The sequence below is a fragment of the Pseudomonas rhizosphaerae genome (genome assembly GCF_000761155.1).
Taxonomy (GTDB): Bacteria; Pseudomonadota; Gammaproteobacteria; order Pseudomonadales; family Pseudomonadaceae; genus Aquipseudomonas; species Aquipseudomonas rhizosphaerae.
Map to the genome: position 1 here is coordinate 3,284,340 of NZ_CP009533.1, position 20,397 is coordinate 3,304,736.

The 20,397-nt window shown below is 64.0% G+C and carries 24 protein-coding genes; 16 read left to right on the forward strand and 8 right to left on the reverse strand.

Translation table 11 applies throughout. The annotated features are described in order from the left end of the window. Position 1: 1 nt before the first annotated feature. The 4 genes from LT40_RS14530 to LT40_RS14545 are packed head-to-tail and all read right to left on the reverse strand — an operon-like array spanning position 2 to position 3,476. Positions 2–2,059, reverse strand: a complete 2,058-nt coding sequence (locus tag LT40_RS14530) for a methyl-accepting chemotaxis protein (protein ID WP_043191481.1) — start codon at positions 2,057–2,059, stop codon at positions 2–4. A gap of 58 nt (positions 2,060–2,117) precedes the next feature. After that, positions 2,118–2,657, reverse strand: coding sequence for a chemotaxis protein CheW (locus LT40_RS14535; protein WP_043191483.1), 540 nt, complete (start codon positions 2,655–2,657; stop codon positions 2,118–2,120). Between the two features lie 9 nt (positions 2,658–2,666). Continuing rightward, on the reverse strand, positions 2,667–3,032 hold the full coding sequence (gene pilH, locus LT40_RS14540) for a twitching motility response regulator PilH (protein ID WP_043191486.1): 366 nt from the start codon (positions 3,030–3,032) through the stop codon (positions 2,667–2,669). A 54-nt stretch (positions 3,033–3,086) separates the two neighbouring features. Further along, positions 3,087–3,476 (reverse strand): response regulator, encoded by a 390-nt coding sequence (locus LT40_RS14545; protein ID WP_043191489.1) that lies wholly within the window; start codon positions 3,474–3,476, stop codon positions 3,087–3,089. A gap of 172 nt (positions 3,477–3,648) precedes the next feature. On the opposite strand from LT40_RS14545, the gene gshB reads away from it, so the two are divergent. The 7 genes from gshB (at position 3,649) to LT40_RS14580 (ending at position 9,736) form a co-directional block, all read left to right on the forward strand. Further along, positions 3,649–4,602 carry a glutathione synthase gene (gshB, locus tag LT40_RS14550; RefSeq protein ID WP_043191492.1) on the forward strand — a complete coding sequence of 318 codons (954 nt, stop codon included), beginning with the start codon at positions 3,649–3,651 and terminating at the stop codon, positions 4,600–4,602. A gap of 89 nt (positions 4,603–4,691) precedes the next feature. After that, positions 4,692–5,597, forward strand: coding sequence for an energy transducer TonB (locus LT40_RS14555; RefSeq protein WP_043191495.1), 906 nt, complete (start codon positions 4,692–4,694; stop codon positions 5,595–5,597). Between the two features lie 61 nt (positions 5,598–5,658). Then, positions 5,659–6,228, forward strand: a complete 570-nt coding sequence (locus LT40_RS14560) for a YqgE/AlgH family protein (RefSeq protein ID WP_043191498.1) — start codon at positions 5,659–5,661, stop codon at positions 6,226–6,228. Next, positions 6,228–6,668, forward strand: a complete 441-nt coding sequence (gene ruvX, locus LT40_RS14565; RefSeq protein WP_043191500.1) for a Holliday junction resolvase RuvX — start codon at positions 6,228–6,230, stop codon at positions 6,666–6,668. The genes LT40_RS14560 and ruvX overlap by 1 nt, the downstream gene beginning before the upstream one ends. 265 nt (positions 6,669–6,933) lie before the next feature. Next, a complete protein-coding gene (pyrR, locus tag LT40_RS14570) occupies positions 6,934–7,452 on the forward strand; it encodes a bifunctional pyr operon transcriptional regulator/uracil phosphoribosyltransferase PyrR (RefSeq protein ID WP_043191503.1) in 519 nt (172 codons plus the stop codon). Between the two features lie 11 nt (positions 7,453–7,463). Continuing rightward, on the forward strand, positions 7,464–8,468 hold the full coding sequence (locus LT40_RS14575) for an aspartate carbamoyltransferase catalytic subunit (RefSeq protein ID WP_043191505.1): 1,005 nt from the start codon (positions 7,464–7,466) through the stop codon (positions 8,466–8,468). Beyond that, complete coding sequence (locus LT40_RS14580; protein WP_043191507.1) at positions 8,465–9,736, forward strand: dihydroorotase; 1,272 nt, start codon at positions 8,465–8,467, stop codon at positions 9,734–9,736. The genes LT40_RS14575 and LT40_RS14580 overlap by 4 nt, the downstream gene beginning before the upstream one ends. 126 nt (positions 9,737–9,862) lie before the next feature. On the opposite strand, the gene LT40_RS14585 is transcribed toward LT40_RS14580, so the two are convergent. After that, positions 9,863–10,270 carry an NINE protein gene (locus LT40_RS14585; protein ID WP_043191509.1) on the reverse strand — a complete coding sequence of 136 codons (408 nt, stop codon included), beginning with the start codon at positions 10,268–10,270 and terminating at the stop codon, positions 9,863–9,865. Between the two features lie 249 nt (positions 10,271–10,519). Here LT40_RS14585 and LT40_RS14590 point away from each other — a divergent pair, with 249 nt between their 5' ends. After that, complete coding sequence (locus LT40_RS14590) at positions 10,520–11,155, forward strand: C40 family peptidase (protein ID WP_043191512.1); 636 nt, start codon at positions 10,520–10,522, stop codon at positions 11,153–11,155. 122 nt (positions 11,156–11,277) lie between these two features. Here LT40_RS14590 and LT40_RS14595 read toward each other — a convergent pair whose 3' ends face one another. Next, positions 11,278–12,312 (reverse strand): type IV pilus twitching motility protein PilT, encoded by a 1,035-nt coding sequence (locus tag LT40_RS14595; RefSeq protein WP_043191513.1) that lies wholly within the window; start codon positions 12,310–12,312, stop codon positions 11,278–11,280. A gap of 66 nt (positions 12,313–12,378) precedes the next feature. Between LT40_RS14595 and LT40_RS14600 the strand changes: the two genes are divergently transcribed. The 8 genes from LT40_RS14600 to LT40_RS14635 all read left to right on the forward strand — a co-directional run bounded on the left by LT40_RS14600 (position 12,379) and on the right by LT40_RS14635 (position 18,724). After that, positions 12,379–13,119, forward strand: a complete 741-nt coding sequence (locus LT40_RS14600) for a YggS family pyridoxal phosphate-dependent enzyme (RefSeq protein WP_052393439.1) — start codon at positions 12,379–12,381, stop codon at positions 13,117–13,119. Beyond that, a complete protein-coding gene (gene proC, locus LT40_RS14605; RefSeq protein ID WP_043191514.1) occupies positions 13,116–13,937 on the forward strand; it encodes a pyrroline-5-carboxylate reductase in 822 nt (273 codons plus the stop codon). Before LT40_RS14600 ends, proC begins: the two co-directional genes overlap by 4 nt. Before the next feature lie 25 nt (positions 13,938–13,962). Beyond that, the gene (locus LT40_RS14610; protein ID WP_043191517.1) at positions 13,963–14,553 is read left to right on the forward strand and encodes a YggT family protein; all 591 of its coding nucleotides are present in this window, start codon (positions 13,963–13,965) and stop codon (positions 14,551–14,553) included. A 151-nt stretch (positions 14,554–14,704) separates the two neighbouring features. Further along, on the forward strand, positions 14,705–15,844 hold the full coding sequence (gene metX, locus LT40_RS14615; RefSeq protein WP_043191518.1) for a homoserine O-succinyltransferase MetX: 1,140 nt from the start codon (positions 14,705–14,707) through the stop codon (positions 15,842–15,844). A 7-nt stretch (positions 15,845–15,851) separates the two neighbouring features. Then, positions 15,852–16,472 carry a methionine biosynthesis protein MetW gene (gene metW, locus LT40_RS14620; protein WP_043191520.1) on the forward strand — a complete coding sequence of 207 codons (621 nt, stop codon included), beginning with the start codon at positions 15,852–15,854 and terminating at the stop codon, positions 16,470–16,472. A 136-nt stretch (positions 16,473–16,608) separates the two neighbouring features. Then, the gene (gene rdgB / locus LT40_RS14625; protein ID WP_043191521.1) at positions 16,609–17,205 is read left to right on the forward strand and encodes an RdgB/HAM1 family non-canonical purine NTP pyrophosphatase; all 597 of its coding nucleotides are present in this window, start codon (positions 16,609–16,611) and stop codon (positions 17,203–17,205) included. Next, positions 17,202–18,389 carry a radical SAM family heme chaperone HemW gene (hemW, locus tag LT40_RS14630; protein ID WP_043191524.1) on the forward strand — a complete coding sequence of 396 codons (1,188 nt, stop codon included), beginning with the start codon at positions 17,202–17,204 and terminating at the stop codon, positions 18,387–18,389. Before rdgB ends, hemW begins: the two co-directional genes overlap by 4 nt. Positions 18,390–18,400: 11 nt before the next feature. Beyond that, positions 18,401–18,724: a DUF3392 domain-containing protein gene (locus tag LT40_RS14635; RefSeq protein ID WP_043191527.1), complete on the forward strand. Its 324-nt coding sequence runs from the start codon at positions 18,401–18,403 to the stop codon at positions 18,722–18,724. 103 nt (positions 18,725–18,827) lie between these two features. Here LT40_RS14635 and trmB read toward each other — a convergent pair whose 3' ends face one another. Beyond that, entirely contained in the window at positions 18,828–19,550 is a 723-nt protein-coding gene (gene trmB, locus LT40_RS14640) for a tRNA (guanosine(46)-N7)-methyltransferase TrmB (protein ID WP_043191529.1), read from the reverse strand. Positions 19,551–19,559: 9 nt separating this feature from the next. Next, positions 19,560–20,354, reverse strand: coding sequence for a thiazole synthase (locus LT40_RS14645; protein ID WP_043191531.1), 795 nt, complete (start codon positions 20,352–20,354; stop codon positions 19,560–19,562). Between the last annotated feature and the right edge of the window lie 43 nt (positions 20,355–20,397).

Below are 20,397 nucleotides of genomic sequence, written 5' to 3' on the forward strand. Positions count from 1 at the left end.
ATCACTCCGCTTTCGCTTCGACGCTGGGCGCCGGCAAGGTGAAGCCGGACACCGAACGGCGCATCTCGCTGGCCATCTGCGCCAGGTTGCCGATGCTTTCGGCCGTGGCGCTGGAGCCCGAAGACGTCTGCTCGGTGATCTGCTGGATCACCGACATGGTGTGGGAGATCTGCCCGGCCGAGCTGGTCTGCTGCTGGGCCGCACTGGAAATGATCTGGATCAGCTCGGCCAGATCCTGGGAAACGCCTTCGATCTCTTCCAGGGCGATGCCAGCGTCGTGTGCCAGGCGCGCACCGAGCACCACTTCGAAGGTGGTCTGCTCCATGGAAATGACCGCCTCGTTGGTGTCGGCCTGGATCGCCCGCACCAGCGTCTCGATCTGGCGGGTGGCCGACGATGACCGTTCGGCCAGGCGCTGCACTTCGTCCGCGACCACGGCAAAGCCACGCCCGGCCTCGCCCGCCATGGAAGCCTGGATCGCCGCGTTCAGCGCAAGAATGCTGGTCTGGTCGGCAATGTCGTCGATCAGGCTGACGATGTGGCCGATTTCCTGGGACGATTCGCCCAGCCGCTTGATGCGCTTGGCCGTGTCCTGGATCTGCTCGCGGATGTTGTCCATGCCTTGGATGGTGTTGTTCACCACCTCGCTGCCCTTGTTGGCGATGGTCACCGAGCGATCGGCAACCTTGGCCGACTCCCAGGCATTGGTCGACACCCGGTCGATCGACTGGGCCATGTCGCTGATCGCCACCGACGCATCGCTGATCTGCTGCGCCTGGTGCCCCGAGGCCCGTGCCAACTGGTGCGCCGTGGCCTGGGTGTCCTGGACGGCGGTGGCCACTTCTTCGGCGGTGAGGTTGATGGTGGCGACCAAGTCGCGCAGCTGGTCGATGGAATGATTGATCGAATCGGCGATGGCCCCGGTGAATTCCTCGGTCACCGAGGCGGTCACGGTCAGGTCGCCGTCGGCCAGGCCCCCGATCTCGTCGAGCAGGCGCATAATCGCGGCCTGGTTGCGTTCGCTTTTCTCGGCGGTCTGGCGCAGTTGCCGCTTGGTTTCGCGGACCATCACCAAGGCGATCAGAATGATCGAAGCCAGCGCCAACAGGCCGAGGATATAGCCCCCGACCGTGCCGGCGGAACGGCCGCTGGCCAGGTTCTCGAAGCCGCTGGCCAGGCGCGAGGCTTCCTCCAGCAGGGTTTGCGACTGGTTGAAGATGTTGCTCGCCGATGCGCGCACCTGGAACAGTTCGGGCGAGGTTTCCAGGATCTCGTCGACACTGCCCGAAACGAACTGGAACAGTTCGGCGATCTCGCGCAAGCGGGCGCGCGCCTCCGGGTCCTGCACCTGGGTCACCCGGATCAGCGCATTGCCGTCGAGCATGCCGCCCAGCACCTGGCCGAAGCGGTTGGCGTCGCGACCGAAGCTCTCCGCCGCCTGGGCCGCGCTTTCATCGCCCGACAGCACCGTGTTGACGGCCCCCAGAATGCGCTCGGCGAGCAGCGACTGACGTTGCGCCACGGCCACCTGGCTGGCGGGTGCTGCACCGCGCAGCAAGGTGTCGACGACCTTGTCGTATTCGACCTGCAATTGCGGCACCGTTTCGGCCAGGGTCGCGGCCACCTGATGCAGCGACAGCACGGTCTGCTCGCTGGCCAGGATGGCATCGGCATTCTGCCGCAGTTCATCCCAGTCACGCTGCACCAGGCGCATCTGTTCGCGCATCGCCGCCGGGGCCGCTGGCAGCCCGGTGGCGCTGTCGCCCTCCTTGAGAAAGCCCCAGCGGCGCTCGAAATCGTTGCGCGCATCGGCCAGCAACTTGAACGCGGCAGTCTTGCCGGCGGCAGCCTCGGTGGCGTTCTTGGCAATGCGCTGGGACAGTACGCGCAATTCGCCGGCATGGCCGATGTACTGCTTGTCGTAGGTGGACTGGGTATTAAGGTAGGTGAAATTGGCGAACAGCAGGACGATGAAAATCACCAGGGCCACGAACAGCCCGATGATCTGCGCACCCGCCCTGGAGCCCAGCAGGGAATTGCCCGGCCAGCCCTTGATCATCGCGCAGGCCTGCGCGTGGCGAGTCGATGGCGGAAAATACGGTTACGCATAGGCATGCTCAGAGTGCTACATCCAGAAAAGGGGGAGCCTGTACCAGGCGGGCCGGGCTGAACACGCACCAGCGGTGTTCACGCACGAAGTGGCCTTGCAGGAACGGCACGGCCGCAGCCAGCGCCGTATCAGGCAATGAAGGTTCGTGGCTGGCCGAGCCGAAATGCTGCAGGCCGACCACCTCGTCCACCAGCAGGCCGACGAAGATGTCCGCGCGATCCACCACCAATACCCGGTGCTGTTTGCGCTGGGGCGACAGGGCATGGCCGAAGAAGCCACCCAGGTCGACCACCGGCAGCAGGCGGCCGCGCAGGTTCGACACGCCCACCACCCACGGCCTTACGCCCGGCAACCGCGTACTGCGCGGCTCGGGCAGCACTTCGGCGACCTCGCCCATCGGCGCGACGTACCAGTGCCCGGCCAGGCGAAAGCCAATGCCGCTCCACGTCTGCAGACGCAATTCCTGGGAAGGCAGTTCGGCCGCCAGCAGGCGACAACGCTGGTCGATATCCAGCAGCAGGTCGAAGGCGGTACGGGACTCCAGCATCGGCGCGGGTCAACCGGCCAGTACGGTGTTCAACGTCTGGATCAAGGTGTCCTCGTCCACCGGCTTGGTCAGGTAGCCCTTGGCCCCCTGGCGCGTGCCCCAGACCTTGTCGGTTTCCTGGTCCTTGGTGGTGATCATGATCACTGGAATGTGCGTGGTGTCTTCGTCCTTGTGCAACTGACGGGTCGCCTGGAAACCGTTCAGGCCGGGCATGACGATGTCCATCAGCACCGCGTCGGGCTTCTCCTGTCGGGCCAGGGCCACGCCATCGGCACCGTTCTGGGCCTTGAGCACTTCATGACCGTGCTTTTCCAGCATGCCGGTGAGTTTGTAGGTTTCCGTCTGCGAATCATCGACGATCAGGATTCGGGCCATGCTGTTCCCCATGCGGTGAAGACCCTGGCACGCGCCAGGGCCGGACAACGGTTGCTACGCAGCGAAACCCGGCACATGGGCACCGATCGCAGCGAGCAGTTCTTGCTTGCTGAAAGGCTTGGTCAAAAATTGATCCGAGCCGACGCTACGCCCGCGCGCCTTGTCGAACAGGCCATCGCGCGACGACAACATCACCACCGCAATGGCACTGAAAGCGCTGTTGCTCTTGAGCAGCGCGCAGGTCTGGTAGCCATCCAGGCGCGGCATCATGACATCGATGAAGATGATATCGGGACGCTCGTCGACGATCTTGGCCAGGGCATCGAACCCATCGATGGCCGTGATCACCCGGCAGCCCGCGTGTTCGAGCAACAGCTCGGCGGTGCGGCGAATCGTTTTGGAGTCGTCGATCACCATGACCTTGAGGGCAAGAGGCTTTTCCATGTCGGCTCTGTGAATGTGGCGTGCGTTGGCCCTGCCCGAGCCTTTTTAGCACACTCTCCCACAGCGTTCCATCGGCCGCTGCCCCTTGACCTGCGGGCCATGCGGCGCCACCCTGACGCCACTTTCCAAGACCCATTCGCAAGCGGCACGTCCCGCGCACAGGAGCTACCCCATGAGCGTTCGCCTCGGCATTGTCATGGACCCGATCGCCAACATCTCCTACAAGAAGGACAGCTCGCTGGCCATGCTGCTGGCTGCTCAGGCACATGGCTGGTCGCTGTTCCACATGGAAATCCAGGACCTGTATCAAGGCCAGGGCCAGGCCCGCGCCCGGATGCGTCCGCTCAAGGTCTTCGCCGATCCGCAGCACTGGTTCGAGTTCGAGTCGGAATTCGACGCACCGCTGGCCGATCTCGACGTCATTCTGATGCGCAAGGACCCGCCCTTCGATCTCGAATTCGTCTACAGCACCTACCTGCTCGAACAGGCCGAAGCCGCTGGCGTACTGGTGGTGAACAAGCCCCAGAGCCTGCGCGACTGCAACGAGAAGATGTTCGCCACGCTGTTCCCGCAACTGACCCCACCGACGCTGGTCAGCCGCCGTGCCGACATCCTGCGCGAGTTCGCGGCCGAGCATGGCGACGTCATTCTCAAGCCGCTGGACGGCATGGGCGGTACCTCGATCTTCCGTCACCGGGTGGGCGATCCGAACCTGTCAGTCATCCTCGAGACGCTGACGGCCATGGGTACTCAACAGATCATGGCGCAGCGCTACCTGCCGGCGATCAAGGACGGCGACAAGCGCATCCTGATGATCGACGGCGAGCCGGTGCCCTACTGCCTGGCGCGCATTCCCGCCAGCGGCGAGACCCGCGGCAACCTGGCGGCCGGCGGCCGCGGCGAAGCACGCCCGCTGAGCGACAAGGACCGCTGGATCGCCGAGCAGGTCGGCCCGTCGCTGCGCGCCAGGGGCCTGCTGTTCGTCGGCCTCGACGTGATCGGCGAGCACTTGACCGAAATCAACGTCACAAGCCCCACCTGCATCCGTGAAATCGATGCGGCGTTCGGCACCGACATCGGTGGCCAGTTGATGGACGCCATCGATCGCAAGCTCAAGGCACGCTGACCCTACCCCGCTGCTACGGGTTATGATGCACGCCCTTTCAGTTACCGGGCGCGCATCGCCGCCCGGGTTGCACGCCTGCCGGATTCTTCATGACGCTGCCCGCCGACCTCCCCGCTGAACTGACCCGCATCGGCCCTCGCCCTGCGGATCGGCTGGGCTTTACCTTGTTCCTCGCGGCATTGCTGCACGTTGCCCTGATCGTCGGGGTGGGCTTCGGCACCCAGCCGCCTGCCGAAATCAGCAAGACTCTGGAAGTGACCCTGGCCCCGCTCAAGAGCCAGACCGCACCCAAGGATGCGGATTTTCTGGCTCAGGACAACCAGCAAGGCAGTGGGACGCTGGACAAGAAGGCTGTGCCCAAGACCACCGAAGTGGCGCCCTTCCAAGATGACAAGATCAACAAGGTGACGCCACCTCCCGCGCCCAAGCCGGTCACCCAGCCCGAGCCTGCGCCAGCCAAGAAGGCCGTGGCCACCACCGCACCCCGGCCGGTGAAGACCGAGGCGCGCCCACCGCCGGTCAAACCCGACCCCAAGCCCAAGGCCGTCACCCCGGAATTCGACAGCTCGCAGCTGTCCAGCGAGATCGCCAGCCTGGAAGCCGAGCTGTCCCATGAGCAGCAGGCTTACGCCAAGCGTCCGCGCATCCATCGCCTGAGCGCGGCTTCGACCATGCGCGACAAGGGCGCCTGGTACAAGGACGACTGGCGCAAGAAGGTCGAACGCATCGGCAACCTCAATTACCCCGACGAAGCGCGGCGCCAGCAGATCTACGGCAGCCTGCGCCTGATGGTCTCGATCAACAGCGACGGGTCGCTTTACGAAGTGCTGGTGCTGGAGTCCTCCGGGCAGCCGTTGCTCGACCAGGCCGCCCAGCGCATCGTGCGCCTGGCCGCACCGTTCGCGCCGTTCACGGGCGACCTGGCCGACGTCGACCGTCTGGAAATCATCCGTACCTGGCGCTTCGCCAAGGGTGACCGCCTGCAAAGCAACTGAGGCAGATGAAACTGCGCCTGCCAGCTTGTCAGGCAGACCAGGCGAAGCCACACTACAAATTATGAAAAACGTCGAAACGAGCTACCTCAGGAACCAGTTCCTGATCGCCATGCCGCACATGGCGGACCCCAACTTTGCCCACACCTTGACCTACATCGTCGAGCACACGCCCAATGGCGCGATGGGCCTGGTGGTCAACCGTCTTCAGGACCTCAACCTGGCGGACATTCTTGAGCAACTGCGGCCGGAAACCGGCCCCACGGCGTCTAGCCAGCAGGTTCCGATCTACAACGGCGGGCCGGTGCAGACCGACCGCGGTTTCGTCCTGCACCCCAGCGGCCCGGTGTTCCAGGCCACGGTGGATCTGGGCGAAGTGTCGCTGTCCACCTCCCAGGACATCCTGTTCGCCATCGCCGACGGCGCAGGCCCTGCGCAGAGCCTGATCACCCTGGGATACGCCGGCTGGGAAGCCGGCCAACTGGAAGCCGAACTGGCCGACAACGCCTGGCTGACCTGCCCTTTCGATGCCGACATTCTGTTCAACACCGACAGCGAGGGGCGCCTTGGCGCCGCGGCGGCACGCCTGGGCGTCAACCTCAGCCTGCTCACCAGCCAGGCGGGCCACGCCTGATGGCCGCACCCAGACTGCTGCTCGGCGTGGATTACGGCACCAAGCAGATCGGCTTCGCGGTCGGCCAGATGATCACCGGCCAGGCACGCGAGCTGTGTACCCTGAAGGCGCAGAACGGCGTGCCTGACTGGACCCGGGTCGAAGCGTTGATCAAGGAATGGCAGCCGGATGCCATCGTGGTTGGCCTGCCGCTGAACATGGACGGCACGCCGAGTGAAATGAGCGAACGTGCGGAAAAGTTCGCCCGCCGCCTGAACGGCCGCTTCAACATCCCGGTGCACACCCACGATGAACGCCTGACCACTTTCGAGGCCAAGGGCGAACGCATGGCCCGCGGCGGTCAGCGTGGCAGCTACCGTGACAACCCGGTCGACGCCATCGCCGCCAAGCTGCTGTTGCAGGGCTGGCTGGAGGCCAATGCGCTGGGTGACAACGCCTGAAGATGACAGCCGCCGCACCCCACCCCCCTGTAGCAGCGGTGCAAGCCGCGTCCGGCTCCGACGCATTTTTCCAGATACACCGCACGACCACCGACGCGGCTTGCGCCGCTGCTACAGATACGGTGCAAGCTGCGTCCGGCCCTGACGCATTTCTTCAGGTACACCGCACGAACACCGACGCGGCTTGCGCCGCTGCTACAGGTGCGGTGCAAGCCGCGCCACGTTGCACCACTCTCTTTGGACGCTATCAATCACAGGAGCACACATGAGCCTTCCCAACCCGGCCGAGCTGATCGGCGCGATGGCTGTCGACCTCAAGGCCCATCTGGCCAGGCGCTCCATTGCCGAGCCGCGCTACATCGGCATTCACAGCGGCGGTGTCTGGGTCGCGCAGGCGTTGCTGCAGGCGATGGACAGCGAGGCTGCGCTGGGCACCCTGGACGTGTCCTTCTACCGCGATGATTTCAGCCAAAACGGTCTGCATCCGCAAGTGCGCCCCTCGGCCCTGCCCTTCGAGATCGAAGGCCAGCACCTGGTGCTGATCGATGACGTACTGATGAGCGGCCGCACCGTCCGTGCGGCCCTCAATGAGCTGTTCGATTACGGTCGCCCAGCCAGCGTGACCCTGGTCTGCCTGCTCGACCTGGATGCTGGCGAGCTGCCGATTCGCCCCGACATCGTCGGTGCCACCCTGTCGCTGGCCGCCCACGAACGGGTAAAATTGCTCGGCCCGTCCCCGCTCGCCCTCGAGCGCCAGGACCTCGCTTCCGCCTCCAGCCTTTAAGAGCCCCCGCCATGACGCCTATCGACGCCAAGCGCCCGCTGCAGCTCAATGACCAGGGCCAGCTACGCCACTTTCTTTCCCTCGACGGCTTGTCCCGCGAACTGCTGACCGAAGTGCTCGACACCGCCGACTCGTTTCTGGAAGTCGGCGCGCGCGCGGTCAAGAAAGTCCCGCTGCTGCGCGGCAAGACCGTGTGCAACGTGTTCTTCGAGAACTCCACGCGCACGCGCACCACCTTCGAACTGGCGGCCCAACGCCTGTCGGCCGACGTAATCACCCTGAACGTGTCGACTTCCTCGACCAGCAAGGGCGAAACCCTGTTCGACACTCTGCGCAACCTCGAAGCCATGGCCGCGGACATGTTTGTCGTGCGCCACGCCGACTCCGGAGCCGCCCATTTCATCGCCGAGCACGTCAGCCCGGAAGTGGCCATCATCAACGGTGGCGACGGCCGCCACGCCCACCCGACCCAAGGCATGCTCGACATGCTGACGATCCGCCGGCACAAGGGCGGCTTCGAGAACCTGTCGGTGGCGATCGTTGGCGACATTCTGCATTCGCGCGTGGCCCGCTCGAACATGATCGCGCTCAAGACCCTGGGCTGCCCGGACATCCGCGTGATCGGCCCGAAAACGCTGTTGCCCATTGGCGTCGAGCAGTATGGCGTCAAGGTCTTCACCGATCTGGAACAGGGCCTCAAGGACGTCGACGTGGTGATCATGCTGCGCCTGCAGCGTGAACGCATGACCGGCGGCCTGTTGCCCAGCGAAGGCGAGTTCTATCGCCTCTACGGCTTGACCACCGCGCGCCTGGCTGGCGCCAAGCCCGATGCCATCGTCATGCACCCCGGGCCGATCAATCGCGGCGTCGAAATCGAGTCGGCCGTCGCCGACGGTCCCCATTCGGTGATTCTCAACCAGGTCACCTACGGCATCGCGGTCCGCATGGCGGTGCTGTCGATGGCCATGAGCGGGCAAACAGCCCAGCGTCAATTCGAGCAGGAGAACGCCCAGTGAGCCTCAGTATTCTTGGCGCCCGGGTGATCGACCCGGCCAGCGGCCTGGACCAGATCACCGACCTGCACATCAGCCAAGGCCGGATCGTAGCGATCGGCGACGCACCCGCCGATTTCACCGCCAGCCAGCGCGTGGACGCCAGCGGCCTGGTGGCCGCGCCCGGCCTGGTCGACCTCAGCGTGTCGCTGCGCGAGCCCGGCTACAGCCGCAAGGGCACTATCGCCAGCGAAACCCGTGCCGCCGCGGCCGGTGGCGTCACCAGCCTGTGCTGCCCACCGCTGACCAAGCCGATCCTGGACACCTCGGCGGTAGCCGAGTTGATTCTGGATCGCGCCCGCGAGGCCGGCCATGCCAAGGTGTTTCCGATCGGTGCCTTGAGCAAGGGCCTGGAAGGCGAGCAACTGGCCGAACTGATCGCCCTGCGCGATGCCGGCTGCATTGCCTTCGGCAATGGCCTGAACAGCTTCGGTAACAATCGCACGCTGTGCCGCGCGCTGGAATATGCCGCCACGTTCGACCTGACCGTGATCTTCCACTCCCAGGACCGTGACCTGTCTGCGGGCGGGCTCGCCCACGACGGGCCGACCGCCGCCTTCCTGGGCCTGGCGGGCATTCCCGCCACTGCGGAAACCGTCGCCTTGGCGCGCGACCTGCTGCTGGTCGAGCAGAGCGGCGTGCGGGCGCACTTCAGCCAGTTGACCACCGCCCGCGGCGTGGAGTTGATCGAGCAGGCGCAGGCGCGAGGGCTGCCGGTCACGGCGGACGTGGCGCTGTACCAGTTGATTCTGACCGACGAAGCACTAACTGGGTTTTCCAGCCTGTACCATGTTCAGCCGCCACTGCGTTCTGCAGAGGACCGGGAAGGCCTGCGCGCAGCCGTGAAGAAGGGCGTGGTGCAGGCGATTGCCAGCCATCACCAGCCGCATGATCGCGACGCCAAGTTGGCACCGTTCGGAGCGACCGAGCCGGGCATCAGCAGTGTGGAGTTGTTACTGCCCTTGGCATTGACCTTGGTACAGGATGGCCTGCTCGACCTGCCGACCCTGCTGGCCCGCCTGGGCCAAGGCCCGGCCGACGCCATGCGGCTGCCGGCTGGACGCCTGCAGGTAGGCGCGGCAGCGGATCTGGTGCTGTTCGATGAAAACGTCTCGACTGTGGCCGGCGAACGCTGGCTGTCCAAGGGTGCCAACTGCCCGTTCCTTGGTCACACCTTGCCGGGAGCGGTGCGTTACACCCTGGTGGACGGGCATATCAGCTTCAGTCACTGATACCGTAGCGAACCCTTCGCGGGCAGAGCCCGCTCCCACAAGGTACGCCGCCCGGCCCGCCTGTGGGAGCGGGGCGGGCGGCTGAGCCCTCTGCCCGCGAAGAGGCCGCAAGCCTCAACCCATTCCCTACCGACGCTGCGCGTTCTTCATCGACACCTGATCATTCAGTGTCCAGAAGTCGTACAGCACACCCACCAGAAACAACCCCCCGGTCAGCAGGTAGATCACCCCGGTGATCCACTTGCCCTGGTACATGCGGTGTACACCGAACAAACCCAGGAACGTCAGCAACACCCACGCCACGTTGTAGTTGGTCTCACCGCTGTGAAAGCGCATGTCGGCCTGGCGATCCATGGCAGGAATAAGGAACAGGTCGATGATCCAGCCGATGCCGAACAGGCCCAGGGTGAAAAACCAGATCGTCCCGGTAACCGGCTTGCCGTAATAGAAGCGATGAGCGCCAGTGAAGCCCAAAATCCACAACAGGTAGCCCATGACTTTGCTGTGGGTATCGTGGAGTCGATAGGTGTTCATTCTCGATGCAGGTCCTCTGATATAAAAATTTTCTAAACAAATTTGTGACTTTTTTGTCCTGTCCCGACGTATGGCATTTCTGTGACCGACATCGGCTGAACCCTTGCAGCACCTGCTCCGCGTGCCGCACAAGAGACAATTCTGCGCCGATTTGGTGCCATTTACGACCTGCCCCCCTCGACCAGCGGATTAAAAACCCTACAAAAAGCTGTTATAAATCTGCGCGCCTATCCATATGAGCCCTGCCGAATGCGTCCATTTTTCAAGACATGGCTGACCATCTGCCTATTATTGCCCCTGGCCGCCCACGCCACCAATCGTGAGCAACGACTTCCCGCTGGCTTCAACGGCTACACCGCCCAGTCGGCTTCCGAACAATCGCAACGTGCACCGCGCATCGTCGTGACCCGCCCCGCTGGCAATAGCCAGGCGCTGGCCAAAGTCACCACCGTCAAGGCCAGTACTGCCGCCTCTAAGCAGAGCAGCGATGTACTCAGCCGCGCGGTCAATGTGCTCGGCACGCCCTATCGCTGGGGCGGCAGCAGCCCAAGCAAGGGTTTCGACTGCAGTGGCTTGGTCAAGTACGCCTTCAACGATGTGAAGGCCGTCGACCTGCCGCGCACGTCCAACGCCATGGCTGCTGGCCACGGCATCAAGGTCGAACGCAAGGACCTCAAGCCGGGTGACCTGGTGTTCTTCAACATCAAGAGCCGCAAGGTCAACCACGTTGCCATCTACCTGGGCAACGACCGCTTCATCCACGCCCCGCGCCGCGGCAAGGCCGTGACCATCGACACCTTGAAGAAGCCGTACTGGAACACCCACTACGCCGTCGCCAAGCGCGTCCTGCCCAAGGAACCGGCGTTGCGTATCGTGCAGCGCTGATCCCCATCGACTGCGGCGTGCCCTTCGCGGCCGCTGACCGCTCCCACCGACAACCGCGGTGTTCTGTGGGAGCGGTCTGTGGCCGCAAAAGGTACGCCACGGTGCAGCTGGATATGCACCGATCAGAAATTGTCCGGCGACTTGGCCTTTTCGCGGGCCGAGTCACGGCTGATCACACCTTGCGCGAGCAGGTTCTTCAGGCACATGTCCAACGTCTGCATGCCCAGCGACCCGCCGGTCTGAATCGATGAGTACATCTGCGCAACCTTGTCTTCGCGGATAAGGTTACGAATCGCCGGCGTGCCGATCATGATCTCGTGGGCCGCCACTCGCCCGCCGCCGATCTTCTTCAGCAGGGTCTGGGAAATCACCGCCTGCAGCGATTCGGACAGCATCGAACGCACCATCGACTTCTCTTCCGCCGGGAACACGTCGACCACCCGGTCGATGGTCTTCGCCGCCGACGTGGTGTGCAGCGTGCCGAACACCAGGTGACCCGTCTCGGCTGCGGTCAATGCCAGCCGAATGGTTTCCAGGTCACGCATCTCGCCCACCAGAATCACGTCCGGGTCTTCGCGCAGCGCCGAGCGCAAGGCGTGAGAGAAGCCCAGCGTATCGCGATGCACCTCACGCTGGTTGACCAGGCACTTCTTGGATTCGTGGACGAATTCGATCGGATCTTCCACGGTCAGAATGTGATGGTGCTTGTTGCTGTTGAGGTAGTCGATCATGGCCGCCAGGGTGGTCGACTTGCCCGACCCGGTCGGCCCGGTGACCAGCACCAGCCCGCGCGGCACTTCGGTAATCTTGCGAAACACATCTCCCATGCCCAGGTCGTCCATGCTCAGCACCTTGGACGGGATGGTCCGGAACACCGCACCGGCGCCGCGGTTCTGGTTGAACGCGTTGACCCGAAAGCGCGCCACACCCGGCACCTCGAAGGAGAAGTCGGTCTCCAGGAACTCCTCGAAGTCCTTGCGCTGCTTGTCGTTCATGATGTCGTAGATCAGCGCCTGGACCTGTTTGTCGTCCAGCGCCGGCAAGTTGATGCGGCGCACGTCGCCATCCACCCGAATCATCGGCGGCAGGCCTGCGGACAGGTGCAGATCGGATGCGCCTTGTTTCGCACTGAAGGCCAACAGCTCGGTAATGTCCATGAGACTCCCCAAATACAGACAAGCAGGTAGAATGCCGCAGACCTGAAACCCGCCGGCACGAATTCAATGTCCACGATAGCAGACAACATTTCGCAAGTGAGTGCCCGAATCACAGCCGCTGCCCGGCACGTGCAGCGGGAGCCGGACCAGGTCGGCCTGCTTGCGGTCAGCAAGACCAAGCCAGCCACGGCGATCCGCGAGGCCTTCGCCGCCGGTGTCCACGATTTCGGCGAAAACTATTTGCAGGAAGCCCTGGCCAAACAGGAAGAACTTGCCGACCTGCCCTTGATCTGGCATTTCATCGGCCCCATTCAGTCGAACAAGACGCGTGCAATCGCCGAACATTTCGCCTGGGTACATTCCGTGGACCGCCTCAAGATCGCCCAACGGCTCAGCGAGCAACGCCCGAGCACGCTGGCGCCGCTCAACGTCTGCATTCAGGTCAACGTCAGCGGCGAGGCCAGCAAGTCCGGCTGTGCGCCCGACGATGTGCAGGCCCTGGCCACTGCCATCCAGGCGCTTCCGAACCTGCACCTGCGCGGTCTGATGGCGATTCCGGAACCCACCGATGACCCTGCTGCGCAGGACGCCGCCTTCGCCCGCGTTCGCGCTCTGCAGCAAGACCTGCAACTGCCGCTGGATACCTTGTCCATGGGCATGAGCCACGACCTGGAGGCTGCCATTGCCCAGGGCGCGACCTGGGTGCGCATCGGCACGGCGCTGTTCGGCGCCCGCGATTATGGCCAGAACACCACCCCGGAAGACACCGGCGCGGCCCCCTCACCTTTCAGCAAGGATCCTTCATGAGCAAGACTCGTATTGCCTTCATCGGCGCCGGCAACATGGCCGCCAGCCTGATCGGCGGCCTGCGCGCGCAGGGTGTCGAAGCCAGCCACATCCGCGCCAGCGACCGCGGCGCCGAACAGCGTGACAAGGTGGCAGCCGACCACGGCATCGAAGTGTTCGCCGATAACGCCCAAGCGATCGAAGGGGTCGATGTGGTGGTGCTGGCGGTCAAGCCGCAGGGCATGAAGGATGTGTGCCAGGCACTGGCGCCCAGCCTCGCACCCGGTCAACTGGTGGTCTCGATTGCCGCTGGCATCAACTGCGCCAGCCTGCAACGCTGGCTCGGCGCGCAACAGCCGATCGTGCGCTGCATGCCCAACACCCCGGCACTGCTGCGCCAGGGCACCAGTGGCCTGTACGCCACCGCCGACGTCGACGCCGAACAACGCCAACAGGCCGAAGACCTGCTGGGCGCGGTCGGCCTGGCCGTATGGCTGGACGAAGAACAGCAGCTGGATGCCGTGACAGCTGTGTCCGGCAGTGGCCCGGCGTACTTCTTCCTGCTGATCGAGGCCATGACCGCCGCCGGGGAAAAACTCGGCCTGCCGCATGAGACGGCAGCCCGGCTGACCTTGCAGACCGCCCTGGGCGCGGCCCACATGGCGGTGGCCAGCGACGTCGACGCCGCTGAGCTGCGCCGTCGAGTCACTTCCCCCGCCGGCACCACCGAGGCGGCCATCAAGTCATTTCAATCCGAAGGGTTCGAAACCCTGGTGCAGAACGCCCTGAACGCCGCAGCGCGGCGCTCGGCCGAACTGGCCGAGCAGCTAGGCCAATGAACAACTGGGTCAACAAGGAGCTTTCATGTACGGTCTAAATACCGCGGCGATCTACGTCGTGCAAACCCTGGGCAGTCTGTACCTGCTGATCATGCTGCTGCGCTTCGTGCTGCAACTGGTACGTGCCGACTTCTACAACCCGCTCTGCCAGTTCATCGTGCGCGCCACGCAACCGCTGCTCAAACCCGTGCGGCGCATCATTCCCAGCCTGTTCGGGCTGGACATGTCCTCGCTGCTGCTGGCCATCGTCATCCAGATGATCATCATGGCGCTGACCTTGCTGCTGGCCTACGGCACCACCGGCAACCCACTGCAATTGCTGGTGTGGTCGATCATCGGGGTGACGGCGCTGTTCCTGAAGATCTTCTTCTTCGCCATGATCATCAGCGTGATCCTCTCCTGGGTCGCGCCGCAGAGCCATAACCCCGGCGCCGAGCTGGTCAACCAGATCTGCGAACCGGCCCTGGCGCCGTTCCGGCGCATCGTGCCCAATCTGGGCGGCCTCGACATCTCGCCGATCCTGGCTTTCATGGTGCTCAAACTGCTGGACATGCTGGTCATCAACAACCTGGCCATGACCACCGGCATGCCGCAGATTCTGCGCCTGCTGATCTGACCGCTGCACACCGCGTGTGCGAGCACTCCAACGAGCGCTCGTACACGCCGCGAGCCCGCCTGCACACTCGCCTGCACCCCCGCCAAGCGCTGCTTGCCCCTGTGCCCCGCGCTCTTTAGACTTACGCCTCATTCAAGCGTGAGCAGGGTCGATGTCCACTGTCTTTCCCGATGATTGCGTCGGTCTGGTCGTTCCACAAGTTGCCCACTTCAGCGAACCCCTGGCCCTGGCCTGCGGCCGCTCGCTGCCCGCCTACGACCTGATCTACGAGACCTACGGCCAGCTCAATGCCAGCGCCAGCAACGCGGTGCTGATCTGCCACGCGCTGTCGGGCCATCACCATGCCGCCGGTTACCATTCCACCGAAGACCGCAAGCCCGGTTGGTGGGACAGCTGCATCGGCCCCGGCAAGCCCATCGACACCAACCGTTTCTTCGTGGTCAGCCTGAACAACCTGGGCGGCTGCAACGGCTCCACCGGCCCCAGCAGCATCGATCCCGACACCGGCAAGCCGTTTGGCGCCGATTTTCCGGTCTTGACCGTCGAAGACTGGGTGCACAGCCAGGCCTGTCTCGCGGACGCTCTGGGCATCGCCCAGTGGGCGGCGGTGGTCGGTGGCAGCCTGGGCGGCATGCAGGCGCTGCAATGGACCATCACCTACCCCGACCGCGTCCGCCACTGCCTGGCGATCGCTTCGGCGCCCAAGCTCAGCGCACAGAACATCGCCTTCAACGAGGTGGCCCGCCAGGCCATTCTGTCCGACCCCGAGTTCCATGGCGGCGATTTCCAGGCCCGTGGCGTGATACCCAAACGCGGTCTGATGCTCGCGCGCATGGTCGGGCACATCACCTACCTGTCGGACGATTCGATGGGCGAGAAATTCGGCCGCGGCCTGAAGAGCGAAAAGCTCAACTATGACTTCCACAGCGTCGAATTCCAGGTGGAAAGCTACCTACGCTATCAGGGCGAGGAATTTTCCGGTCGGTTCGACGCCAACACCTACCTGCTGATGACCAAGGCCCTGGACTACTTCGACCCGGCCGCCGCCCATGGCGATGACCTGGCCGCGACCTTTGCCAACGTCAAAGCCAAGTTCTGCGTGATGTCGTTCACCACCGACTGGCGCTTCTCGCCGGCCCGCTCGCGTGAACTGGTGGATGCGCTGATGGCCGCCAAGAAAGACGTCTGCTACCTGGAAATCGATGCACCGCAGGGTCACGACGCTTTCCTGATCCCCATTCCACGGTATCTGCAGGCGTTCAGCAGCTACATGAACCGCATTGCACTGTGAGGCATCCATGAGAGCTGACCTAGAAATCATCCAGGACTGGATCCCCGCCGGCAGCCGCGTGCTCGACCTGGGCTGCGGCAATGGCGAACTGCTCGCCTGGCTGCGCGACCACAAGCAGGTCACCGGCTACGGCCTGGAAATCGATGCCGACAACATCACCGAGTGCGTGCGCAAGGGCATCAATGTCATCGAGCAGGACCTGGACAAGGGCCTGGGCAACTTCGCCAGCAACAGCTTCGACATCGTGGTCATGACCCAGGCGCTGCAAGCCGTGGAATACCCGGACCGTATTCTCGACGAGATGCTGCGGGTCGGTCGGCAATGCATCATCACCTTCCCCAACTTCGGTCACTGGCGTTGCCGTTGGTACCTGGCCAGCAAGGGCCACATGCCGGTGTCCGAGTTTCTGCCGTACACCTGGTACAACACGCCGAACATCCACTTCTGCACCTTCGCCGACTTCGAAGCCCTGTGCAGCGAGCGCCGGGCGCAAGTGCTCAATCGCCTCGCGGTGGATCAACAGCACCGGCACGGCTGGGCGAGCAAGATCTGGCCCAACCTTCTGGGCGAGATCGGCATCTACCGGGTCAGCAGCCCCGGGCTGCAGGAGCATCGGGTGGCGGTGTAGACGGCTCTGCGCGGCCACAGGGTGCATGCCATACAAAACTCGTAGGAGCGGTCAGTGGCCGCGAAGCAGACGACTCGATACCTCAGGCCGCCCGCATGAACTGGCTCTTTGAACCCTTCGGAACCCATTCACAACCATGATCAATTTCACTCAACTCGTCCTCGCCAGCCACAACGCCGGCAAGCTCAAGGAACTGCAGGCCATGCTCGGCGGCGCAGTACAGCTGCGTTCGGTCGGCGAATTCAGCCAGGTCGAGCCTGAGGAAACCGGGCTGTCGTTCGTCGAAAACGCCATCCTCAAGGCCCGCAACGCTGCGCGCCTCTCCGGGCTGCCCGCGCTGGCCGACGATTCCGGCCTGGCCGTGGACTTTCTCGGCGGCGCCCCCGGTATTTATTCGGCGCGCTACGCCGATGGCCAGGGCGATGCCGCCAATAATGCCAAGCTGCTCGATGCCTTGCAGGGCGTACCGGACGAGCAGCGCGGCGCGCAGTTCGTCTGCGTGCTGGCGCTGGTCCGGCATGCCGACGACCCTTTGCCGATCCTCTGCGAAGGGCTCTGGCACGGTCGCATCCTGCACGCTGCCAGCGGCGCCCATGGTTTTGGTTACGACCCACTGTTCTGGGTGCCTGAACGCAACTGCTCCAGCGCCGAGCTCGACCCCACGCAAAAGAACCAACTGAGCCATCGCGCCCGCGCCATGGCCTTGCTGCGTCAACGCCTGAGCCTGGCATGAACGATTCACTGATCTACCCAGCGGCGCCATCACCCAGCCAGGTGCGGGCGCAACTGCCGCCGCTGGCGCTGTACATCCATATCCCGTGGTGCGTACGCAAATGCCCGTATTGCGACTTCAACTCCCACGCCGCCAGCCCCGTACTGCCGGAAGAAGAATACGTCGATGCCCTGTTGGCCGATCTGGACCAAGACCTGCCCACGGTCTACAGTCGCCCGCTGAGCTCGATTTTCTTTGGCGGCGGCACACCTAGTCTCTTCAGCGCGGCTGCGTTGGGCCGACTGCTGGCCGGCGTCGAGCAGCGCATTGCCTTCGCGCCCGACATCGAGATCACTCTGGAAGCCAACCCCGGCACCTTCGAACAGGACAAGTTCGTCGCCTATCGCAAGCTGGGGATCAACCGCCTGTCCATCGGCATCCAGAGTTTCCAGCCGCAAAAGCTCGAAGCCCTCGGGCGTATCCATACTGGGGACGAAGCGCTGCGCGCCGCTGAAATGGCGCGCCGCGCCGGTTTCGACAACTTCAACCTGGACCTGATGCACGGTCTGCCCGACCAGTCCCTGGAAGAAGCGCTGGACGACCTGCGCCAGGCCATCGCCCTGGCGCCCACGCACCTGTCCTGGTACCAGCTGACCCTGGAGCCCAACACGGTGTTCTGGAACCAGCCGCCCGTGCTTCCCGAGGACGATATCCTCTGGGACATCCAGGAGGCCGGCCAGGCCTTGCTGGCCGAGCATGGCTTCAGCCAATACGAAGTGTCGGCCTACGCCCGGCCGGGCAAGGCGGCACGTCACAACCTCAATTACTGGAGCTTCGGTGACTTCATCGGCATTGGCGCCGGCGCCCACGGCAAGCTGAGCCACCCCGACGGCCGCATAGTACGCACCTGGAAAACCCGTCTGCCCAAGGATTACCTCAACCCGGCCAAGCAGTTCAAGGCGGGCGAAAAGAGCCTGGCCGCAGACGAGTTACCCTTCGAGTTCCTGATGAACGCGCTGCGCCTCACCCAGGGCGTCGACGCCGAGCTGTTCGCAAAGCGTACCGGGCTGCCCTTGCAGTCCCTGGCAGCGGCGCGTGCCGAGGCCGAACAAAAAGGCCTTCTACAGGTCGAACCGACGCGCCTGGTCGCCACTGCCCGCGGGCAGTTGTTCCTCAACGACCTGCTGCAATACTTCCTGGTATAAGGATTTTCCTGATGGATTTCGTGCTCGATCTGCTCGCCACCGTTTCACGCTGGGGCCGAGGTAACCTGTCGGAGATTTCCCTGGCCTTGGTAGGCTGCGTGCTGGTGTTGTTTGGCGCCGATGTGAAGGCGTGGGCCGAAGGCCGCCTGGGCTCGCTCTCGGGCGCGCTGCGAGTACCGCTGATTGCCCTGATGTGCGTGATCGGCAGTGGCGCGGCATTGATCTATGCCACGCCCTGGGTATTGAAGGGGTTGAGCCAGTTCAACAACTACAGCCTGGCGCCGGTGTTGTTGGTGGTTCTGGTATTACTGGGGATTGTTGCTGATCGCAAATGATGCGTGAGCAATGACGGACTCTTCGCGGGCAGAGCCCGCTCCTACGGGGCTACGCGTAGACCTGTAGGAGCGGTCAGTGGCCGCGAAGGCTTCTACACCCTCTTCAATCAACCTTCTCGAACTTCAGATCCCACACCCCATGCCCCAGCCGCTCGCCGCGGCGTTCGAACTTGGTCACCGGCCGCTCGGCCGGACGCGGTACGCAGCCGCCATCGGCCGCCTGGTTGCGATAACCGGGCGCCACGCTCATGACTTCCAGCATGTACTCGGCATAGGGTTCCCAATCGGTCGCCATGTGCAACACACCGCCCACCTTGAGCTTGCTGCGGACCAGTTCGGCGAACGCCGGCTGGACGATGCGACGCTTGTGGTGGCGGGCCTTGTGCCAAGGATCCGGGAAGAACAGCAACAGGCGATCCAGGCTGTTGTCGGCAACACACTGTTTTAGCACTTCGATGGCATCGCAGTCGTAGACCCGCAGGTTTTTCAGACCCTGAGTTAATACGCCGTTGAGCAGCGCGCCAACGCCGGGACGGTGCACCTCAACGCCGATGAAATCCAGTTCCGGCGAGGCCGCTGCCATTTCAAGCAGCGAATGGCCCATGCCGAAGCCGATTTCCAGAGTGCGCGGGGCACTGCGACCGAACACCTGGTCGAAGTCCGCCGGTGCATCGGTCAATGGCAGCACGAACAACGGCTTGCCTTGGTCCAGGCCGCGTTGCTGGCCTTCGGTCATGCGCCCGGCGCGCATCACGAAGCTCTTGATAGCGCGGTGCTGGCGCGGTTCGCCTTCGTCGGCCGTTGGCGTTTCTTGCGAGTCAGTCATCGGGGGCTCTTACTTGATCAGACCATCCAGCGGCGAAGAGGCGCTGGCATAGAGTTTTTTCGGCATGCGACCGGCCAGATAGGCCATGCGCCCGGCAATGATGGCGTGCTTCATGGCCGCGCCCATCATGATCGGGTCCTGCGCGTGGGCGATGGCCGAGTTCATCAGCACGGCTTCACAGCCCAGTTCCATGGCGATGGTGGCGTCGGACGCGGTACCCACGCCGGCATCGACCAGCACGGGCACCTTGGCTTCTTCCAGGATGATTTGCAGGTTATAGGGGTTGCAGATGCCCAGGCCGGTGCCGATCAGGCCAGCCAACGGCATGACCGCGATGCAGCCGATCTCGGCCAGCTGGCGGGCGATGATTGGATCGTCGCTGGTGTAGACCATCACATCGAAACCGTCCTTGACCAGCACTTCGGCGGCCTTGAGGGTTTCGATCACGTTGGGGAACAACGTCTTCTGATCGGCCAGCACTTCCAGCTTGACCAGGTTGTGACCGTCGAGCAGCTCGCGGGCCAGGCGGCAGGTGCGCACCGCTTCCACGGCGTCGTAGCAGCCAGCGGTGTTGGGCAGAATGGTGTAGCGATCCGGCGGCAGCACGTCGAGCAGGTTCGGCTCGCCGGGGTTCTGGCCGATATTGGTGCGACGCACGGCGACCGTGACGATCTCGGCACCCGAAGCCTCGATGGCCAGACGGGTCTGCTCCAGGTCGCGGTATTTGCCGGTGCCGACCAGTAGACGCGACTCGAAGGTGCGACCGGCCAGGGTGAACGGCTTGTCAATGCGAGCATTGCTCATCGGAATTCCTCTGCTGAGGTGAAGATACGAACGTGGAAGGTGT

What these genes read in the sequence shown, in the direction of transcription:
- hemW (WP_043191524.1), top strand. Translation starts at nt 17,202, where the DNA reads ATGAACGATTCACTGATCTACCCAGCGGCGCCATCACCCAGCCAGGTG.
- LT40_RS14645 (WP_043191531.1), bottom strand. Translation starts at nt 20,354, where the DNA reads ATGAGCAATGCTCGCATTGACAAGCCGTTCACCCTGGCCGGTCGCACC.
- LT40_RS14635 (WP_043191527.1), top strand. Translation starts at nt 18,401, where the DNA reads ATGGATTTCGTGCTCGATCTGCTCGCCACCGTTTCACGCTGGGGCCGA.
- LT40_RS14535 (WP_043191483.1), bottom strand. Translation starts at nt 2,657, where the DNA reads ATGCTGGAGTCCCGTACCGCCTTCGACCTGCTGCTGGATATCGACCAG.
- LT40_RS14590 (WP_043191512.1), top strand. Translation starts at nt 10,520, where the DNA reads ATGCGTCCATTTTTCAAGACATGGCTGACCATCTGCCTATTATTGCCC.
- LT40_RS14600 (WP_052393439.1), top strand. Translation starts at nt 12,379, where the DNA reads ATGTCCACGATAGCAGACAACATTTCGCAAGTGAGTGCCCGAATCACA.
- LT40_RS14560 (WP_043191498.1), top strand. Translation starts at nt 5,659, where the DNA reads ATGAAAAACGTCGAAACGAGCTACCTCAGGAACCAGTTCCTGATCGCC.
- gshB (WP_043191492.1), top strand. Translation starts at nt 3,649, where the DNA reads ATGAGCGTTCGCCTCGGCATTGTCATGGACCCGATCGCCAACATCTCC.
- LT40_RS14595 (WP_043191513.1), bottom strand. Translation starts at nt 12,312, where the DNA reads ATGGACATTACCGAGCTGTTGGCCTTCAGTGCGAAACAAGGCGCATCC.
- rdgB (WP_043191521.1), top strand. Translation starts at nt 16,609, where the DNA reads ATGATCAATTTCACTCAACTCGTCCTCGCCAGCCACAACGCCGGCAAG.
- ruvX (WP_043191500.1), top strand. Translation starts at nt 6,228, where the DNA reads ATGGCCGCACCCAGACTGCTGCTCGGCGTGGATTACGGCACCAAGCAG.
- pilH (WP_043191486.1), bottom strand. Translation starts at nt 3,032, where the DNA reads ATGGCCCGAATCCTGATCGTCGATGATTCGCAGACGGAAACCTACAAA.
- LT40_RS14530 (WP_043191481.1), bottom strand. Translation starts at nt 2,059, where the DNA reads ATGATCAAGGGCTGGCCGGGCAATTCCCTGCTGGGCTCCAGGGCGGGT.
- LT40_RS14585 (WP_043191509.1), bottom strand. Translation starts at nt 10,270, where the DNA reads ATGAACACCTATCGACTCCACGATACCCACAGCAAAGTCATGGGCTAC.
- LT40_RS14610 (WP_043191517.1), top strand. Translation starts at nt 13,963, where the DNA reads ATGTACGGTCTAAATACCGCGGCGATCTACGTCGTGCAAACCCTGGGC.
- pyrR (WP_043191503.1), top strand. Translation starts at nt 6,934, where the DNA reads ATGAGCCTTCCCAACCCGGCCGAGCTGATCGGCGCGATGGCTGTCGAC.
- LT40_RS14545 (WP_043191489.1), bottom strand. Translation starts at nt 3,476, where the DNA reads ATGGAAAAGCCTCTTGCCCTCAAGGTCATGGTGATCGACGACTCCAAA.
- proC (WP_043191514.1), top strand. Translation starts at nt 13,116, where the DNA reads ATGAGCAAGACTCGTATTGCCTTCATCGGCGCCGGCAACATGGCCGCC.
- LT40_RS14575 (WP_043191505.1), top strand. Translation starts at nt 7,464, where the DNA reads ATGACGCCTATCGACGCCAAGCGCCCGCTGCAGCTCAATGACCAGGGC.
- metW (WP_043191520.1), top strand. Translation starts at nt 15,852, where the DNA reads ATGAGAGCTGACCTAGAAATCATCCAGGACTGGATCCCCGCCGGCAGC.
- LT40_RS14555 (WP_043191495.1), top strand. Translation starts at nt 4,692, where the DNA reads ATGACGCTGCCCGCCGACCTCCCCGCTGAACTGACCCGCATCGGCCCT.
- trmB (WP_043191529.1), bottom strand. Translation starts at nt 19,550, where the DNA reads ATGACTGACTCGCAAGAAACGCCAACGGCCGACGAAGGCGAACCGCGC.
- metX (WP_043191518.1), top strand. Translation starts at nt 14,705, where the DNA reads ATGTCCACTGTCTTTCCCGATGATTGCGTCGGTCTGGTCGTTCCACAA.